Source organism: Vibrio sp. Isolate22 (genome assembly GCF_022398115.1).
Lineage (GTDB): Bacteria > Pseudomonadota > Gammaproteobacteria > Enterobacterales > Vibrionaceae > Vibrio.
On record NZ_JAKEUW010000011.1, the window covers coordinates 75,695 to 92,506 of the forward strand.

A 16,812-nucleotide genomic window follows, 5' to 3' on the forward strand; every position below is an offset into this window, starting at 1 on the left:
ACGCGCCGATGCCGGCGCGTTTTAGTTACTGTCTAATTGAAGACTACTGAGTGTTACAGCTTAACTTCTTCAATGTCACTTGGCTTCCATGTTTGGTCATACCAAGCTTCTTGAGGACCGTAGAGTCTTAGAATCGTGAACCAACCTTTTCCTGGTACCGTCTCAATCCAGTTCGCTTCTTTGCCTTCAGGTGCTGTTGGACCAAAGTACAAATCAACCGAGCCATCTTCATTTTCAATAAAATCATCACGCTGGTTATTCTTGCTTGGCAGCGGCTGACTGGTTTGTAGCTCTGAACGCGTTTGTGTGTCGTAAGCTACAATCGACCAGAAGTTCTTAGCAGGAACATTCGCAGGGATATTCAATTTATAGTGCTTACCGCCATCAAAATATTCACCGTCTTTCGCTTGATCAAGTAATGCATATTTAGAGCCTTTTTCTATCAGCTTGAGCGACATAGCTGGGGTATTCACCGTAGCAACATAGAAGAAGTAAGAACGAGCATCTAGGTTGCGTCCGCCTTCACCTTGGTCAACAAGCCATTGGTAATCGTCACCAATAAATGCAGTCTTCCATAAACGATCTTCATAAATGTAAGCCTTCTTGTCTCTTGGCTGGAAGTACAAAGATCTTGCCGTTGCGTTACCAATCGCGACGCCGTCTTTCATCAGTTTCTTCATGCGCTCATCGGGTGCAAAAGGTTTGTTCTTTTGAATACCAATACTCGACATCAGTCCACGCAGTTCAGGGGCGATGAATGACACCGGCTCTTTGTCTAACACGGTTTTAATTTCTGAATAGAAGTGCTCATCGTTCGCATGAATGGTATTGAACGCTTTGCCACTCCCCGAGATGAACTCCATTTCTGGTTGGTCATCTTTCTTCGCTAATGGGTAGATTTTTAGTTTTTCTTTATATGCTTTCACCGCCGCATCGGTTTTACCATCTTTCAGAAATCCGCGAGCGATAAACCAGTTGGTATAACTGGTGGATTGTGAAACAAAGTAACCCTCAGGCACTTCGCCTTCATAGCCTGGAGGTAAAATCAGGTATTTACCGCCTTTGCCTTTATCTGGTCCTACGATGCCTAGGTCAGTCACAAAGCGGAAGAACGCATCGTTCACCGTAGTTGGCCCCATACCCTCAGGTACTTCAATGACGGTTGGGCCATCTTTCTCCAAGTCTAGGAAAACAGAAGCGTAAACCGTGTCGGTGTTACCGGTTAGAAATAGTGGGTTTGAATCCATCAGGTTATCAAATACCACCACTTGGTTTGATGATGTTGAACCTATCTCGGCATGACCAACGCGCAGTGCTTCAACCGAAGCCATTGGAATTGCATTGAGGAACACTTCCGTTGAGCGAAGTGTATCTAAATTGTCGTATAGTTTTTGCGCTGTTTCAGCCGTTGGCGCACCATCTTTAAAGTTCAGCTCACCAATGCTGGTTTGTACTGTATCTGCCGTCATAATGCTCGGCGGGATATCGGTATTGTAGTTTTCCGTCGCCAGTACTTGATGTGAGATAAAGAGACTGCTCGCCAACACAAGTGCTTTTAGCTTCGACTTAATCATGATGTCACCTTTCAGTTTCGTTTCGATGCACTTACTTTAAGCGAGTCGACAAAACATATCTGATACGCGATAGGCTCAAAAATGAGCTTCAAAGTGAGGAGTAATGTGCAAGGGTTAGAAGACGCTCGCAGAACGGTGTGGATACGCTGCAATAAACAGTTCTATAGACAAAACAAAGCCCGCACTTGGCGGGCTTGTGAGTCGTAATTTTGATCTTTACTGCGTAACGGGTTTGACTGTCTTGGACTGTCGGATTGCAAGAATCAGTTGTGGTAGCAGTGACATGATGATCATGCCTGTCATGAGTGAGTATTGTACCGCAGTGAAGGATTCGCCCATCAAAACCATACCTGTCACGATGCCCGCTACTGGGTTGGCGATACCACCAAAGGTAAAATCAACCACAGTCATACGTTGTAGCAGCCATACATACATGCCGTAACCCAGCGCTGTGTTTAGCCCAATTACCCAAACCAAGCCCATTGCGTTACGAGTATCGAAATGAGTCACCGCATTCACATAAGGCTGCGGGTCGATGAAGGCATGAACGCCAGACGCGACAGACAAGATTGCACCGCCCAGAATCAGCTGCCATGTCAGTACCTTCCACCAGTGCATACGATTACCCAGTGATTTGGTAATGCTGCTGCCGATAACGATACACATGATCGCGGCAAACATGGCACCTAAACCGATAGGGTTCAATGCGATTTGGCTTGGGTTGAATAGAATCCACGCCAAGGTGACCAATCCAATACCTGATAAGGCTTGAATCAAATGTGGGTGCTGCTTTTTCACTACCCAATGGAAGATCATTGCGAACACAGGCACAGAGATCATACCCACGCCCGAAATCGCGGAAGGCAGCGTCAGTGCCATCACGAAGATCAAACCAAAGAAGGTCGCGATGTTGATCAGACCTAAAGTGAAAATGATTTGCCACTCGCCTTTTTTCGGCAGTGTCGGTTTTACCGCTAGCAATAACAAACCAGCAGGTAATGCACGCAAAGCACCTAGTAATAGTGGTGGCCACTCCTGTAGCGTAAATTGCGTCACTGCATAAGTTGTTCCCCAGAAGAATGCGGGAATCATTGCTAATAATATGTTCATCTAAAATATCTTTATGTTAAGATAACTATTGTGTGAACTGTATACTGAGAACTAGTGGTTGTAAAGTATCTTTATGTTAAACTAGTTTAAAGTAATCAGACTAATAACGGAGCTAGATTGCAAATGGATGCTATCGACCGCGTTGTAGAGCAATGGGCAAAGGAAAAGCCCGAATTAGAAACTGAGCCTATGGCAATGATGGGCCGGATTATGCGTATTGCCAAGTATATGGAGACGCAAGTTGCCGACCTTCATAAAAAATACGACATGAAATTGGGCGAGTTTGATGTATTGGCGACCTTGCGACGTTCTGGCAAGCCATACCGACTAACGCCCTCTGAGCTTATTGGGTCAATGATGCTGACATCAGGTGCGATGACTAATCGTCTTGATAAACTGGAAGGCAAAGGGTTAATAAGCCGCGAGCACAGTAAAGAAGACCGACGCAGTGTCAGCGTTAAATTGACCAAAGATGGTTTAGTTCTGATTGATGAGATGATGACTGAGCACGTTGAAATGCAGAAAAAGCTGGTTAAGTCTTTATCGGCTAGCCAGAAGAAAAACACTAACCAACTTTTAAAAACTTGGCTGAGCGCTTACGAGTAGTGAGATTGCTGAAACGTAGTCTCTGATTTGAAACCGAAGTGATGAGCTTCGGTTTTTTTATACCTGCTATATCAAGCCTATCAAGTGGGCAAACGCAAAAGCGTAGACAATGAAAATATTTTACTAATGTCATTCAAATTTTTTGGACATCCCTTTTAAGAGTTCCCGTTATCAATAGAGAGTGCCCTCCCGTATATTTCTCGTATTCCCATAATACAGAGATTACTGAAATGAAATTTAAATTAACCCTTAGTGCGATATTGCTAACGACTTCTTTTGCCTCACACGCAGAACTGAAAATGTCGATTAACGAACAAACGAATGGGGTGTTGGTTACGGTTTACCAAGACGGTGAGCGTCTTTCTAACGCTACAGTGACCACCAATATTCATGGTCAACAAGTGAAGGAAACCTCAGACAAAGGGCAAGCATTTTTCTATAAGGGAGAATTCCCAAGGGTGTATAAATTTAAGGTAACCACACCTCAAGGTGAGAGTGTGCAACAAAGCCGATTCATTGGACGAGACAAGTAAATTGATGAGCCCAAATATGCGAGTTCCTAAGGGGAGTTACGCGATATTTGGGCTAACTGTATTGATTCTTTAGCGCTCTAGCGCTGACTCTTTCCAACATTTTTCGAGCTTTTTTAAAGCCAGTGTTTTGGCCTTTCCCATATTCCCTACTTGCTAGGCTAGTACGACATCCACCGTTCTTGCATGACCAATTTCCACCAAGCTTCCCGATTCCAACTCTTTAGAAATGAGATGCCTCGGGAGGGTTCCTATCCCTAAATTACGTTGGATAGCTGCTAACTTGCTGTTCATTGAACTGACCGTAATGGTTTTCTGATTCGATAAGATATTTTTTGTGGTCTTTGGGGCTGACTTGGCAGTATCTGCCACTGCGATGATGGTGTAGTCACGTCGTGTCGACTCACTTAGTGGGTCTTGTTCGGCCAAAATAGATGATTGTTTTGCAGCGACCCAGATCATCTCAATATTGCTGATGGCCTTCAGGTTGATGGTGTTCGGCAGTTGGATACTTGGTCTTGAAGAGATGAGAATATCGGCTTTCCCAGAGATTAATGCTTCCCATCCTCCCGATAAAATATCTTCTTGGACATAGAGCTGTGTGCTGCATTCGGATTCCATTTCACTGACTAGCGAAAGCACCACATCTTGCCCGATGATGCCATCATAAGACACAAGCAGTTCACTTTCCCAGCCACTAGAAAAACGCTGTATTTGGTTTATGAGTTCATCGGATCCTTCGAGTAATTGACGGCCATTGTCTACTAACATTTGCCCTGCTTGAGTAAACACAGCTCTATGCCCTGAGCGATCTAAGATCAGAATACCGAGTTCCTCTTCTAATTTTTGAACCTGATAACTTAGGGCGGAGACAGAACGGTTAAGGTGTGCAGAGGCTGAGGAAAAAGTCCCTTCTCGCTGTAAAACATCTAAAATTTGTAACGTATCGAGTGGCAGTGTTTTCTTCAGGGTCTTCATAAATCAGTATTTGTCAGGCTGGTTTCTCAAGAATTTGAGGCAATGGTAACAGTATTGGTGCCGATGAATATTCGTATTTCGTCAGTAATTTGTATACGAGTATGTCTACTAAAATTTCAAACAAGTCGTTCTATTTTTCTCGTTATCATCTGGATGCTAAGTCGAATAGTCTACCGGCAATGAAACTTATCAAGGCTTGGTATTATGAACATCAAATGGAATGACACACTGACTTTTTTCGCCCGAATCTTATTGGCTTACTTGTTTATTCAAGCGGGGTGGGGAAAGCTATTTAGCTATGAAGGAACCGCGCAGTACATGACGTCTCAGGGAGTCAGTGCTCAATAGTTACCTTTGGTTATCTTGCTGGAACTCGGTGGTGGGCTGACAAACAAGTTCAAGCAAGATGCTAGATACACACGTTTAGCTGCTTTTGTTCGTTAGTGCTGTTGCCGCTGTTTAATGAAGAAGAAAACCGAAGCATAAGGCTTCAGTTTTCTTTTTTTAAGTTGTCGCTATTGCTGAATTAAGCTTGCAGCATCTCGTCGCTAAACAGTTCTGCGCAGCCAATTCCGTTGATGGCGCAGCTTTCATCGATGTCTGATATGTCGCCACTGACACCAATAGCACCGAGTACCGTTTTATCCTTGTCTCGAATCAGTAAGCCCCCTGGTACTGGCACCATGTTTCCGTGTGCGAGTACGTTCACAGCGGAGATAAATGCTGGCCTGTTGTCAGCATCTTGGGCGAGTTTTCTTGAGGAACACCCTAGTGCGAGTGCTCCCCAGGCTTTAGCAATGGCGATGTCTGGTCGCATCATGCTGGAGCCATCTTGACGTTGCAGAGAAATCAGTTTGCCACCGCTGTCTAACACAGCAACAGTGAGTGGCTCGGTATGAATCTTTTTGCCTGCTTTAAAGGTGCCATCTATGATGGTTAACGCTTGTTGTAGAGTCAAACTTCCCATGTTATCTCCTAATTTTCAGGGGCTTGGCTAATTCAAACAGACCAAAATCAGTATTTATTGATCTGTTTGAATCGCCGCAAGACGCCTAGCTGGATTCTTGCAAAAGCCCATAGCTGGGTAAAGTTAGGAAGGCAGCGAACTCTTCGGCTGTAGAAAGTTGATAGAAAAGATCGGCTGTCTCTTCAAATCGACCTGCTGCGTAGCGCGAGTCACCGACTTCGTGTTTTATTGTGTCTAACTCTTGGTAAAGCCAAGAGTGGAACAGTTGTTTGGTAAAGGTTTGGCCGTCATCGAGCGTGACGCCATGGTGGATCCATTGCCAAATGTTGGCTCTTGAGATCTCCGCGGTGGCGGCATCTTCCATTAGTCCGTAGATAGGTACACAGCCGTAGCCTTGGATCCAAGCCTCAATGTAATACAGCGCAATACGGATATTCTTGCGCACGCCGGCTTCGTCGCGGCTGCCTTCACATGGTTTAAGTAAGGTGTCGGCATTGATGGTGTGTTCAGGACTTTGGAAATCCATTTGATTGACTTTGCCATCAAGATGCTTGTCGAAGATCGACATCGCTAAATCGACTAGGGCAGGGTGCGCGACCCATGTGCCATCGTGTCCGTTTTGCGATTCTCTCTGTTTGTCTTCAATAACCTTGGCGGTAACACGCTCCATCTCTTGTGGATCTTTTGCTGGAATGAAGGCTGACATGCCTCCCATCGCCAGTGCCCCACGAGCGTGACAAGTACGAACCAGTAGTTGGCTGTAAGCATTAAGGAATTCTTGATCCATGCCGATCCCGTGACGGTCTGGCAGGATACGATCTTTATGATTTTTCAGCGTTTTGATGTAGCTGAAGATGTAATCCCAACGGCCACAGTTCATCGCAACGATATGATCACGCATGGCGTACAAGATCTCTTCCATTTGGAAGACGGCAGGTAGAGTTTCAATCAATACGGTCGCACGGATGGTGCCTTTTGCGACATTAAAATAGCTCTCGGTGAAACTGAAAATGTCGTCCCACCATTGTGCTTCTTCCATGCTCTCAAGCTTTGGAATGTAGTAGTAAACGCCCAAGCCTTGCTGTGCACGTGATTGATAGTTGTGGAAAAAGTACAACGCAAAGTCCATCAAACAACCGGCGATAGGTTGATTGTTGAATTGAATGGATTGTTCAGGGAGATGAATCCCACGAGGACGAGCAATCAATAGAGCAGGATCGCTATTTAGCTGATAGTTCTTTTGTTTCTTCTCATCGAAATAGCTGATGGTGCCCAAGTTGGCATCTCTTAGGTTGATCTGCCCTTCGACCATGTTGGCCCAAGTCGGAGAAGACGCATCCTCAAAGCAGCACATGAAGACTTTCGCGCCCGAGTTTAATGCGTTTATCACCATCTTTCTTTCGATAGGTCCGGTGATCTCTACTCGGCGATCCAGCAATTCTGGCGGAGGCGTTGCTACTTTCCACTCTTTATTCTGACGAATAGAGACAGTGTCCTTTCTAAAGTTGGGTAGCTCACCGTTATCGTATCGCGCTTGTTTGATGTCGCGATCATTTAGCAGGGCATGACGGCGATCTCCAAATTTGTTAACGATAGCTTCTAAGAATTTCAATGCATCTTTAGACAAGATCTCTTTGTACTCGGGGTTGTCCATATTCCCAAGTACCTGCATACACAGCGTTTCTTCTCTTTCTTTCACGTCATTCATCATTGTCTGTCTCCTTTACACAATGTGATGTCATTTTGTATACAAAATGCTCTTTTTAACGATATTTATATTGTATAAATTGTAAACAAGCAAATGCTATTTATCATTTGATCTTTTTGTGATTTATTTTTACGTAAAGATATTTTATGTAAAGCAATGAATTGTAAGCTATTCAGGCTTGATTGCTGTTCAATAGGATAGGTTGATGTAACAAAATTGTTTTAAATTGGACTTGATAAATACTGAGGATGATTCATAGTACACAAAAGTTAGTTTAATTGTATACAATCTGAACTGGAGGTTCGAATGGCAATTATGAAAGCGATTGAAGCAGCGGTAGAAGTGCTTAAACGTGAAGGAGTAGACATCGCATTTGGTGTTCCCGGCGCAGCGATAAACCCAATGTACGCAGCGATGAAAAAGCTCGGAGGGATCGACCACGTCTTAGCTCGACATGTAGAGGGTGCCTCACATATGGCTGAAGGTTACACACGTACCAATCAGGATAATATTGGTGTGTGTATTGGTACTTCTGGCCCGGCAGGAACGGACATGATCACGGGTCTTTATTCTGCATCCGCTGACTCGATCCCTATCCTATGTATCACTGGTCAGGCTCCGCGTGCTCGCCTTCATAAAGAAGACTTTCAAGCGGTCGACATCGAATCGATTGCCAAGCCAGTCACTAAGTGGGCAACCACGGTACTGGAACCTGCTCAAGTGCCGCGCGCATTTCAAAAAGCCTTTCATTTGATGCGTTCTGGACGCCCTGGCCCTGTGCTGATCGACTTGCCTTTAGATGTGCAGTTGGCTGAAATTGAGTTCGATATTGATACCTATGAACCGCTAGAGCCTTACAAGCCACAAGCAACCCGCGCTCAGGTTGAGAAAGCATTAACCATGATGTCTCAATCGGAAAAACCTCTGATTGTATCCGGTGGTGGTGTGATCAACGCAGGCGCATCTGAGCTGTTGCAGCAGTTTGCTGAAATCACAGGTGTACCAGTGATTCCAACCTTGATGGGGTGGGGGTCTATCCCAGATGATCACGAGCTGATGGCAGGCATGGTGGGGCTACAAACTTCTCACCGTTACGGTAATGAAACCATGCTGAACTCTGATTTCGTGTTTGGTGTGGGTAACCGCTGGGCTAACCGTCATACCGGTTCTGTCGATGTTTACACCGAAGGGCGTAAGTTTGTTCATGTCGATATAGAACCGACACAAATAGGCCGCGTGTTCTGCCCTGATTTAGGCATTGTTTCAGATGCAAAATCAGCACTTGAGCTAATGGTTGAAGTGGCGCAAGAGTGGCGTGATGCTGGCAAATTACCAAATCGAAATGCTTGGGCAAGCGAGTGTCAGGAACGCAAATCGACCATGCTACGCAAAACTAATTTCGATGAAGCGCCAATGAAACCGATGCGCGTTTATGAAGAGATGAACAAGGCTTTTGGTCGTGACACTTGTTATGTGAGCACGATTGGTTTGTCGCAAATTGCTGCCGCTCAGTTCCTGCACGTTTATAAGCCGCGTAACTGGATCAACTGTGGTCAGGCTGGCCCGCTTGGTTGGACAACACCAGCTGCACTGGGTGTTCGAGCTGCCGATCCAAGTCGCGATATAGTCGCTATCTCTGGTGACTACGACTTCCAATTTATGATTGAAGAGCTGGCGGTAGGTGCGCAGTTCAACTTGCCATACATCCATGTGCTAGTGAACAACTCTTACCTAGGCTTGATTCGCCAAGCACAGCGTCAGTTTGATATCGATTACTGTGTACAACTGGCGTTTGATAACCAAAATGCGCCAGAGCTTGAAGGTTACGGTGTCGACCATGTGGCGGTTGTTGAAGGCCTTGGTTGTAAGGCGATTCGAGTTCGCGAGCCAGACCAAATTGCAGCAGCGTTTGAACAAGCCAAAGAGCTAATGAACAAGCACAAGGTGCCTGTGGTGGTTGAGCTGATTCTGGAGCGAGTGACTAACATTGCGATGGGCGTAGAGATCAACGCCATCAACGAATTTGAACCACTTGCCGAGAGCCGAGGCGATGCGCCAACCGCGCTAGCGTACAAATAATCAAAAAATAATGTGTATCTGTAGAGCCGAGATTGGGCTCTACAGAAAGTCTCCAATAGCGCGAGGCTTTACTACAAATAACCAGATTTTCAAAAAGAAAGAATAAGGACAGAGTCATGGCAAAATTTGCAGCAAACTTGTCAATGTTATTCACGGAAGTTGATTTTATGGCTCGCTTTGAAGCCGCCGCAGAGGCAGGTTTTCAAGGCGTGGAATACCTTTTCCCGTATGCCTTTGATGCGGATGAGATTAAACAAAAGCTTGATACTAATAATCTAGAGCAAGTGCTATTTAACTTGCCTGCTGGGGATTGGGATGCAGGCGATCGTGGTATTGCAGTTGACCCCGCACGCGTCGAAGAGTTTCAAGCGGGCGTTCCTAAAGCGATCGCTTATGCCAAGAAGCTGGACTGTAAACAGGTGAACTGTTTGGCGGGTATTGTCCCACAGGGAGTGACTCCGCAAGACGCTCAGGCAACCTTTGTGATTAACCTTCACTATGCCGCAAATGCTCTGGCTGCCGAAGGCATTAGCCTAGTGATTGAAGCGATTAACACGCGCGATATTCCGGGCTTTTTCCTAAACACCACCGAGCAAGCGAAAGCCATCATTAAAGAGGTGGCGAGCGATAATCTTTCTATCCAATACGATATCTATCACATGCAGATAATGGAAGGCGATCTTACACCGACCATGCAGCAGAACATCGGTCAAATCGCTCATGTGCAGCTGGCCGATAACCCTGGTCGACACGAGCCGGGTACCGGAGAAATCAATTATCCATTCGTACTTAACTACCTTGATGAGCTTGGCTATCAAGGCTGGGTTGGCTGCGAATACAAACCTAAAACGACAACGACAGAAGGCCTTGGTTGGCTGAACCAGTACCGTTAATTGCGCCTGGTAACCCTCAAACGTTAAGGAGAACAACATGTCTAAAATTGCATTTATCGGAACTGGCATCATGGGTAAACCTATGGCGAGTAACCTTCAAAAAGCGGGTCACGACTTGATTCTGTCGGATCATTTCAACGCAGCTCCTGCCGAGCTGGTTGCAGCAGGCGCAACGGTGTGTCATTCCCCAGCCGAAGCTGCGGAACAGGCGGATGTCATTATTCTTATGGTGCCGAACACCCCTCAAGTAGAAGAGGTGCTGTTTGGTGATAACGGTGTCGAGCAAGGTCTTAGTGCTGGTGGGGCGACGGGCAAGCTAGTCATCGATATGAGTTCTATCTCTCCTATCGCGACGAAAGCCATTGCAGCACGCATCAACGAAGGTGGTGCATCATATCTTGATGCTCCGGTTTCAGGTGGCGAAGTAGGCGCGATCAATGCCGCACTGACTATTATGGTGGGTGGTGAGCAAGACGCTTTTGATAAAGCTCGACCTCTATTTGAAGTGATGGGCAAAAATATCACGCTGGTGGGTGATAACGGTGCTGGCCAAACTTGTAAGGTTGCCAACCAGATCATCGTTGCACTGAACATTGAAGCGGTCTCTGAAGCACTTGTATTTGCATCAAAAGCCGGTGCTGATCCAGCGCGAGTTCGCCAGGCGTTACTGGGTGGCTTCGCTAACTCTAAGATCCTTGAGGTGCACGGTGAGCGCATGGTGGAAGGCACATTTGACCCTGGCTTTAGAATCTCGCTTCACCAGAAAGATCTAAACCTTGCGCTAACGGGCGCACAAGAACTAGGTGTTGCGCTGCCAAACACAGCTATCGCACAAGAGCTATTTGGCGAATGTGCTGAAATGGGCGGTGAAGGTTGGGACCACTCTGCGCTGATTCAAGCGATAGAGAAACGTTCTGATCACTCAATTCGCTAATCGTTAACGAGTAATCCGTCTCAATAATTGGTTTGGTCGTTTCTGCTGAAACTAAAACCAATGAATCCGGGCTAGCTTCGATAAGTTAGCCCTCAGTTTCAAACAGTTTGTTTATAAATCGCGTAGTTTCGTCTCCTTTTATACGCGTTCCCGATACGAGGCAAAGGTTGAAGTTGTTCCTTTCCAACTTAATCTTAGCAGGCACCCTTTCGCCTTGTATTGGGGTTCTTTTTTCCTCCGTCAACTAAGGAGTGGCTGATGGACATTGATGCTAAGCAGTTTCTGCAAACCCTTTTCTCAAGTGCTGTAAATCAGGCACTACCCAAAAATCACATCGAACCTTTTCTTCCTCAAGACATATTTTATCGCTCGGCAAATCAAGCTGGGCGAACTGTCGTTATCGGGGCAGGGAAAGCGGCAGCATCGATGGCCGCTGAATTGGAAGCCGTATGGCAAGCCAAGAAACAACAAGACCTTGCGCTACGTGATTTAGAAGGCTTGGTTGTGACTCGTTATGAACACCTCGCGCCTTGTGAGTACATCGAGGTGATCGAAGCAGCGCACCCAGTTCCGGATGCGATGGGTCTCGAAGTTAGTCACCGGATGTTGGAGTTGGTGAGCAACCTCAGCGAAGACGACACCGTGATATGTCTTTTGTCAGGAGGTGGCTCCGCATTACTGAGTCTGCCTGGTGGCGATATTAGCTTGGCAGAGAAGCAACAAATCAACAAAGCGCTGCTTAAATCTGGTGCAGCCATTGATGAGATGAACTGTGTTCGTAAGCATCTATCTTCGATAAAGGGCGGCCGACTTGCCAAAGCAGCGTATCCAGCAAGAGTGGTGTCATTGGCGATTTCAGATGTACCGGGTGATGACATCAGTGTGATTGCCTCTGGACCAACCGTAGCGGACACCACCACGCGTTTTGATGCACTCGCGATATTGGAACGCTACCAAATAGAAATACCAGGCTCGGCATTTGAATGGCTGAATAACCCAGAATCTGAAACCGTAAAGCCAGATGACATTTGTTGGAAGAACGCTGAGCACCATATTATCGCGACTCCAATGTCTGCTCTTGAATCAGCGGCGGCAGAGGCTGAAGGTTTGGGTATTCCTGCGTATGTGTTGAGTGATTGTATCGAGGGGGAGGCGAGAGAAGTGGCTAAGGTGCACGCAGCATTAGCGAAGCAAGTCGCTAATAATAAGCATCCATTCGAGACTCCTTGTGTATTGCTTTCAGGCGGTGAAACAACAGTAACGGTTAAAGGAAATGGTCGTGGTGGGCGCAATTGTGAGTTCCTTTTAAGCTTGTACAACGAACTGAAAGGGCAGGACAACATATTCGCGCTGGCCGCTGATACGGATGGTATTGACGGCGTGGAAGACAATGCCGGAGCATGGATAACACCACAGACTTGGCAAGAAGGTACTCGCTTATCACTCAAAGCCGATGATTATCTAGAGGCAAATAATAGTTATGACTTTTTCAAGCAAACAGGCGTTCTGCTGACGACAGGGCCTACTCTGACTAACGTCAATGACTTCCGTGCAATATTGATTCTTTAGCGACCGGATAAAAGGGTCGCTCCACTGTGCATGTGGGCGGCCATTTTCTGTTATCAATGCGGTGACCTTGAGTTCTTGAATTATCTTCTGGACTAATGAAGCACGTTGATTACTATGGTTTAAGTAATGAGCTGTAAAGGAAGTCATATGTCTAGGATCAGACAAAAGAATCAAGATTTAATCATCGAAGTGGCGTGTGAACAATTCGCTACTCATGGTTATGCCGCAACCAAAATGGCGGACATCGCGAAGGCGGCCGACATCCCCAAACCCAACGTATTTTATTACTTCAGCTCGAAAGACAAGCTCTACAATGCCGTTCTAGAAACCGTCACGCAGCCATTACTTGAAGCCTCTCGTCCTATTGAAGAGCTGAGCGATCCCGTAGAAGCCCTATCTCAATACATTCAAACTAAGTTAATCATCTCACGCGACCACCCACACGCTTCTAAAGTGTTTGCTAATGAAGTGATGTCAGGCGCTAAAGTGCTTCCGAAAGAGATCGGTGATGAGCTGTATAAGCAGTCACAGATGATCCTTGATAAGTTCTCGACTTGGTCGGCAAAAGGGCTGATGGACGACGTACCTGCGCATCACCTGATGTTTACCATTTGGGCGGCAACCCAAACCTATGCCGATTTTGGCTGGCAGATTTGCAGTGTTATGCAGAAAGATAAGCTCGATGATAAAGACTACGAAGAAGCCGCTGAGTTTATCACCCAGTTAGTGATTAAAGGTTGCGGTGTGAAAGGAAAGTCTTAGTACTGTGCTCCTAACTTATTGGAAAAGGACATCATTTGATGTCCTTTTTTGTATTTAGTGGCGATTAATGCGCTTTCTTTGCAAAGATTGCAGTACAGCCAGTGGTAGCTAGGGTTGAGTCTGAATGGGCGTTATCTACCAATGTGGATGTCCAACCGTAGCTGTCTCCGATGCGTTTTACGATGATGAGGCCTAGGCCGTGTTCCGTTTTAGTATTGTCATTCAGCCCTGAGCCTGTATCTGAAACTGAAATCGTGTTGGAGTTGATGGTCACGACAATCTTACCGTGCGTGGTAAATCGAATCGCATTTTCGATGTAGTTCTTTAATACCATGTTCACCAAAGCGAGCGGCATGTTGAGCGTGGTATTTGGCTCAACATTCAGAACTAACTCCACGTCAGTAGCTAGCATGCCGAGGTATTTCGATATATCGATAGATTCTTGGTTAATCGCTGTAAGAGTCTTATCTGTTGAAGAGTTCTCTTGTTTTACGATGTTCAGCAGTACTTCAACCGTAGAACTCATGCCGTTGGCGGCTCCAAGAATACGTTCTCGTTGTTTAGCTTGAAATACAGGGTCATCGGGCTTCATAGCTTGTAATTCTGCTGCGCCAATCACGATTGAGATCGGTGTTTTCAATTCGTGGCTAGCGTATTTCGCAAACATCATCTCTTGTTTGGCAAGTCTGTCTTTCATTGTTGAGTAACTGTTGAGGTGCGAGGTGAGCATTTGTAGCTCATCAACCGTGTGGTCAGGTACTTTGAAGTTGTCAGATTCATGTTTAGTGAGTTGAGAACTGAGGTCTGAAATGGGGGCCATCAGTTGGTCAAATACTCGCTTTAACGTAAAGCGTAAAACAATGATCAGTCCGAGCATTAGTAGCGTAGAGGTTGCCATCAACACGCCCCAACTGTCGTCCCACAGGTCCATGTCAAATGAGCTGATAGCGATATAAGTAGGAATGGTTTTTCCCTGGTCTTCAAAAGCAAAGTGGTAGACGATTACACCCGGTATCACGATGTTGTCTTCTGAAAGTCTGATTTCAAAGCGAAGCCTGTCTACGGTTTCCAATGCCATTGGTGGAAGCCTTTTTAATTGATCGGTAAAGTCGGTTTCACCATAGTAGGCGGTCACGTTTTCCGAGAGCTTGAGGGTGCCTTCGGGAGAAAGGAGATGGTAAAACTGCTGTGCCACCCCTTTATATGATTTTAAGTGATTCTCGATTTGCGCCTCTTCTTGCCACACCAAGCGTAGCGAGAAAACGAAAAAGACAATACATGAAGAGACCAGTGCGATGACCGAAAAGGTTCGCATAGTGCGAATTCGGACATCTTCAATTGAGTTGCCTAACTTTGTGCGAATTTTCATGAGGATTTAGGCTCATTGTTAGATGCGAGTAATTGAAAACCGTGTTTAGGAATGGTCTTGAGCATCGGAAAATCGAAGGGTTTATCGAGCACATTTCGTAGTAGGTAGATATGACTGCGGAGTACGTCTTTGTCTGGAATATCATCTCCCCACAGCATGTAGATTAAACAATCGCGAGTGACGACCCCACCTTGAGCTTTGACTAGTTCCCTCAGAATCTGAAACATGATTGGGGTTAGGTTAAGTGATTGACCGCTTCTTGAGGCGGTATGTGTTTTTTGATCGATGATCACTTCACCAAAACTCAACGACTTTTTGGCGACTAAGCCTTTATTGCGTTTGATTAGTGCACAAAGGCGAGCTTCTAATTCAGGAAACTGAAAAGGTTTGGTGACAAAGTCATCGGCACCTGAATCAAAGCTACTTAGTAGGTCTTCTTGGCCATTCAATGCTGTTAGCATCAATATTGGAGTAGTTACGCCATTTTGACGTAACTTAGACGCCACTTGCATTCCGTCAAGTTTGGGCAGCATGACATCGAGAACGATAGCGTCAAAGTCGTTTTCCATCGCAAGTTTGAAGCCTTGCTCACCATCAGAAGCGAAGTCTGCAACGGCCTCTTTTACTTCTAAGAAGTCGGCAATAATGCCTTGTAGTTCGATATTGTCTTCAACAACCAAAATACGACTGCGTTCAAGCATCGCTCTGCTCCCACCCAAAATATACGGCCAGTAAAATTGTAGCCTATCCAAAATTATGTCGAATTTATGTCTAATTGATACTGCTGCGCACAAAAATACAACGCCATCAGATTATTTATCATTGTCGAACCGACTTCGACTTTAATTCGACAAAGCGAATTCAACAATGGTCCGCATCAATAGGTGAGGGTTGAATTATGAACACTAAAATTATCGCGCTTGCAGCTCTTCTGGGAGTCTCCATAAATCAAATATCAATAACTCAAGCGACGGAGTTAATTGGTCATGTTCAGGGTTTAAATAAACACAGTGTTGTGGCCGAGGTGCCTGGCGTGGTCGAGATGAATAATCTTGAGGTGGGTGATGCGGTAAACCAGCAGCAGATACTGGCTCAGATAAAAGCCGATGATTTTAAGTTTAGCGTGAACAAGGCGAAAGCGAATCTTGCTTTGGCAGAGGCGGACCTTGCATTGCGTAAAGCAACCTACAACCGCTATCAAGCGCTCATCAAAAAGAACAGCCTTTCATTAGGAGAGTTAGATACCGCGCGTGCAGAATTTCTTAGCGCCAAAGCAGCCGTTTCCGTAGCGAAAATTGAATATCAACAATCGCAAGTGGATCTCGAAAACACTCAGATTGAATCCTTAATCTCGGGTTACATCTCCAATAAACCGACGCAATCAGGCGCTTGGGTGAGCGAGGGAGATTTGCTTTATGAAGTGGTTAATATCGACAAGGTGACGCTGTCGTTTATGGCAAGTGAATATGACTTAAAACATTTCACCGTTGGTCAGGAAGTGGTGGTGTGGTCTGAGACTAATCCAGAATTCAAGATGGAAGCCAAGGTGCAGCGTATTGGTGTCGAGATGCAAAACTCAACTTATCCAGTGCTCGTCGAAATTACCAACCAAGGTCATCAGTTTAAGCCGGGGATGTCGGTTTATGCCTCGACGGATCTTTCTCTGCAAAGCATGACAACTGCTCAAATACAATCGAATCAAACTGCATCAAATGAAGGTAAAGGGCTGTAAC

The 16,812-nt window shown here is 45.7% G+C and carries 16 protein-coding genes; 9 read left to right on the forward strand and 7 right to left on the reverse strand.

The features are described from left to right. Window positions 1-53: 53 nt before the first annotated feature. A complete protein-coding gene (locus tag L1D55_RS08810; RefSeq protein WP_239917177.1) occupies window positions 54-1,574 on the reverse strand; it encodes a DUF1254 domain-containing protein in 1,521 nt (506 codons plus the stop codon). Between the two features lie 216 nt (window positions 1,575-1,790). Next, the gene (locus L1D55_RS08815; RefSeq protein ID WP_239917178.1) at window positions 1,791-2,684 is read right to left on the reverse strand and encodes a DMT family transporter; all 894 of its coding nucleotides are present in this window, start codon (window positions 2,682-2,684) and stop codon (window positions 1,791-1,793) included. Between the two features lie 123 nt (window positions 2,685-2,807). On the opposite strand from L1D55_RS08815, the gene L1D55_RS08820 reads away from it, so the two are divergent. Continuing rightward, window positions 2,808-3,290 (forward strand): MarR family transcriptional regulator, encoded by a 483-nt coding sequence (locus L1D55_RS08820; protein ID WP_239917179.1) that lies wholly within the window; start codon window positions 2,808-2,810, stop codon window positions 3,288-3,290. Between the two features lie 230 nt (window positions 3,291-3,520). Then, the gene (locus L1D55_RS08825) at window positions 3,521-3,823 is read left to right on the forward strand and encodes a hypothetical protein (RefSeq protein ID WP_239917180.1); all 303 of its coding nucleotides are present in this window, start codon (window positions 3,521-3,523) and stop codon (window positions 3,821-3,823) included. 153 nt (window positions 3,824-3,976) lie between these two features. Here the strand turns inward: L1D55_RS08825 and L1D55_RS08830 are convergent, their stop codons facing one another. Beyond that, complete coding sequence (locus L1D55_RS08830) at window positions 3,977-4,591, reverse strand: LysR substrate-binding domain-containing protein (protein WP_239917181.1); 615 nt, start codon at window positions 4,589-4,591, stop codon at window positions 3,977-3,979. A 411-nt stretch (window positions 4,592-5,002) separates the two neighbouring features. On the opposite strand from L1D55_RS08830, the gene L1D55_RS08835 reads away from it, so the two are divergent. Next, entirely contained in the window at window positions 5,003-5,146 is a 144-nt protein-coding gene (locus tag L1D55_RS08835; protein ID WP_239917182.1) for a DoxX family protein, read from the forward strand. A gap of 178 nt (window positions 5,147-5,324) precedes the next feature. Here the strand turns inward: L1D55_RS08835 and L1D55_RS08840 are convergent, their stop codons facing one another. Both L1D55_RS08840 and aceB read right to left on the reverse strand, forming a co-directional pair. Next, complete coding sequence (locus tag L1D55_RS08840; protein WP_017631066.1) at window positions 5,325-5,765, reverse strand: heme-binding protein; 441 nt, start codon at window positions 5,763-5,765, stop codon at window positions 5,325-5,327. Between the two features lie 85 nt (window positions 5,766-5,850). Beyond that, window positions 5,851-7,476, reverse strand: coding sequence for a malate synthase A (gene aceB, locus L1D55_RS08845; protein ID WP_239917183.1), 1,626 nt, complete (start codon window positions 7,474-7,476; stop codon window positions 5,851-5,853). Between the two features lie 303 nt (window positions 7,477-7,779). On the opposite strand from aceB, the gene gcl reads away from it, so the two are divergent. The 5 genes from gcl to L1D55_RS08870 all read left to right on the forward strand — a co-directional run bounded on the left by gcl (window position 7,780) and on the right by L1D55_RS08870 (window position 13,710). Further along, window positions 7,780-9,552, forward strand: coding sequence for a glyoxylate carboligase (gene gcl, locus L1D55_RS08850; protein WP_239917184.1), 1,773 nt, complete (start codon window positions 7,780-7,782; stop codon window positions 9,550-9,552). A gap of 116 nt (window positions 9,553-9,668) precedes the next feature. After that, the gene (gene hyi / locus L1D55_RS08855) at window positions 9,669-10,445 is read left to right on the forward strand and encodes a hydroxypyruvate isomerase (protein WP_239917185.1); all 777 of its coding nucleotides are present in this window, start codon (window positions 9,669-9,671) and stop codon (window positions 10,443-10,445) included. 37 nt (window positions 10,446-10,482) lie between these two features. Continuing rightward, entirely contained in the window at window positions 10,483-11,379 is an 897-nt protein-coding gene (locus L1D55_RS08860; RefSeq protein WP_239917186.1) for a 2-hydroxy-3-oxopropionate reductase, read from the forward strand. A gap of 258 nt (window positions 11,380-11,637) precedes the next feature. Beyond that, window positions 11,638-12,948: a glycerate kinase gene (locus L1D55_RS08865; RefSeq protein WP_239917187.1), complete on the forward strand. Its 1,311-nt coding sequence runs from the start codon at window positions 11,638-11,640 to the stop codon at window positions 12,946-12,948. Window positions 12,949-13,095: 147 nt separating this feature from the next. Continuing rightward, the gene (locus L1D55_RS08870; protein WP_239917188.1) at window positions 13,096-13,710 is read left to right on the forward strand and encodes a TetR/AcrR family transcriptional regulator; all 615 of its coding nucleotides are present in this window, start codon (window positions 13,096-13,098) and stop codon (window positions 13,708-13,710) included. A 64-nt stretch (window positions 13,711-13,774) separates the two neighbouring features. On the opposite strand, the gene L1D55_RS08875 is transcribed toward L1D55_RS08870, so the two are convergent. Beyond that, window positions 13,775-15,025, reverse strand: coding sequence for a HAMP domain-containing sensor histidine kinase (locus L1D55_RS08875; protein ID WP_239917201.1), 1,251 nt, complete (start codon window positions 15,023-15,025; stop codon window positions 13,775-13,777). 50 nt (window positions 15,026-15,075) lie between these two features. Further along, a complete protein-coding gene (locus tag L1D55_RS08880; protein WP_239917189.1) occupies window positions 15,076-15,780 on the reverse strand; it encodes a response regulator transcription factor in 705 nt (234 codons plus the stop codon). 197 nt (window positions 15,781-15,977) lie between these two features. Between L1D55_RS08880 and L1D55_RS08885 the strand changes: the two genes are divergently transcribed. After that, entirely contained in the window at window positions 15,978-16,811 is an 834-nt protein-coding gene (locus L1D55_RS08885) for an efflux RND transporter periplasmic adaptor subunit (RefSeq protein WP_239917190.1), read from the forward strand. Window position 16,812: the final 1 nt, after the last annotated feature.

Coding starts and splice junctions, on each gene's coding strand:
- L1D55_RS08810 (WP_239917177.1), bottom strand. CDS start 1,574: ATGATTAAGTCGAAGCTAAAAGCACTTGTGTTGGCGAGCAGTCTCTTT.
- L1D55_RS08815 (WP_239917178.1), bottom strand. CDS start 2,684: ATGAACATATTATTAGCAATGATTCCCGCATTCTTCTGGGGAACAACT.
- L1D55_RS08820 (WP_239917179.1), top strand. CDS start 2,808: ATGGATGCTATCGACCGCGTTGTAGAGCAATGGGCAAAGGAAAAGCCC.
- L1D55_RS08825 (WP_239917180.1), top strand. CDS start 3,521: ATGAAATTTAAATTAACCCTTAGTGCGATATTGCTAACGACTTCTTTT.
- L1D55_RS08830 (WP_239917181.1), bottom strand. CDS start 4,591: ATGTTAGTAGACAATGGCCGTCAATTACTCGAAGGATCCGATGAACTC.
- L1D55_RS08835 (WP_239917182.1), top strand. CDS start 5,003: ATGAACATCAAATGGAATGACACACTGACTTTTTTCGCCCGAATCTTA.
- L1D55_RS08840 (WP_017631066.1), bottom strand. CDS start 5,765: ATGGGAAGTTTGACTCTACAACAAGCGTTAACCATCATAGATGGCACC.
- aceB (WP_239917183.1), bottom strand. CDS start 7,476: ATGATGAATGACGTGAAAGAAAGAGAAGAAACGCTGTGTATGCAGGTA.
- gcl (WP_239917184.1), top strand. CDS start 7,780: ATGGCAATTATGAAAGCGATTGAAGCAGCGGTAGAAGTGCTTAAACGT.
- hyi (WP_239917185.1), top strand. CDS start 9,669: ATGGCAAAATTTGCAGCAAACTTGTCAATGTTATTCACGGAAGTTGAT.
- L1D55_RS08860 (WP_239917186.1), top strand. CDS start 10,483: ATGTCTAAAATTGCATTTATCGGAACTGGCATCATGGGTAAACCTATG.
- L1D55_RS08865 (WP_239917187.1), top strand. CDS start 11,638: ATGGACATTGATGCTAAGCAGTTTCTGCAAACCCTTTTCTCAAGTGCT.
- L1D55_RS08870 (WP_239917188.1), top strand. CDS start 13,096: ATGTCTAGGATCAGACAAAAGAATCAAGATTTAATCATCGAAGTGGCG.
- L1D55_RS08875 (WP_239917201.1), bottom strand. CDS start 15,025: ATGCGAACCTTTTCGGTCATCGCACTGGTCTCTTCATGTATTGTCTTT.
- L1D55_RS08880 (WP_239917189.1), bottom strand. CDS start 15,780: ATGCTTGAACGCAGTCGTATTTTGGTTGTTGAAGACAATATCGAACTA.
- L1D55_RS08885 (WP_239917190.1), top strand. CDS start 15,978: ATGAACACTAAAATTATCGCGCTTGCAGCTCTTCTGGGAGTCTCCATA.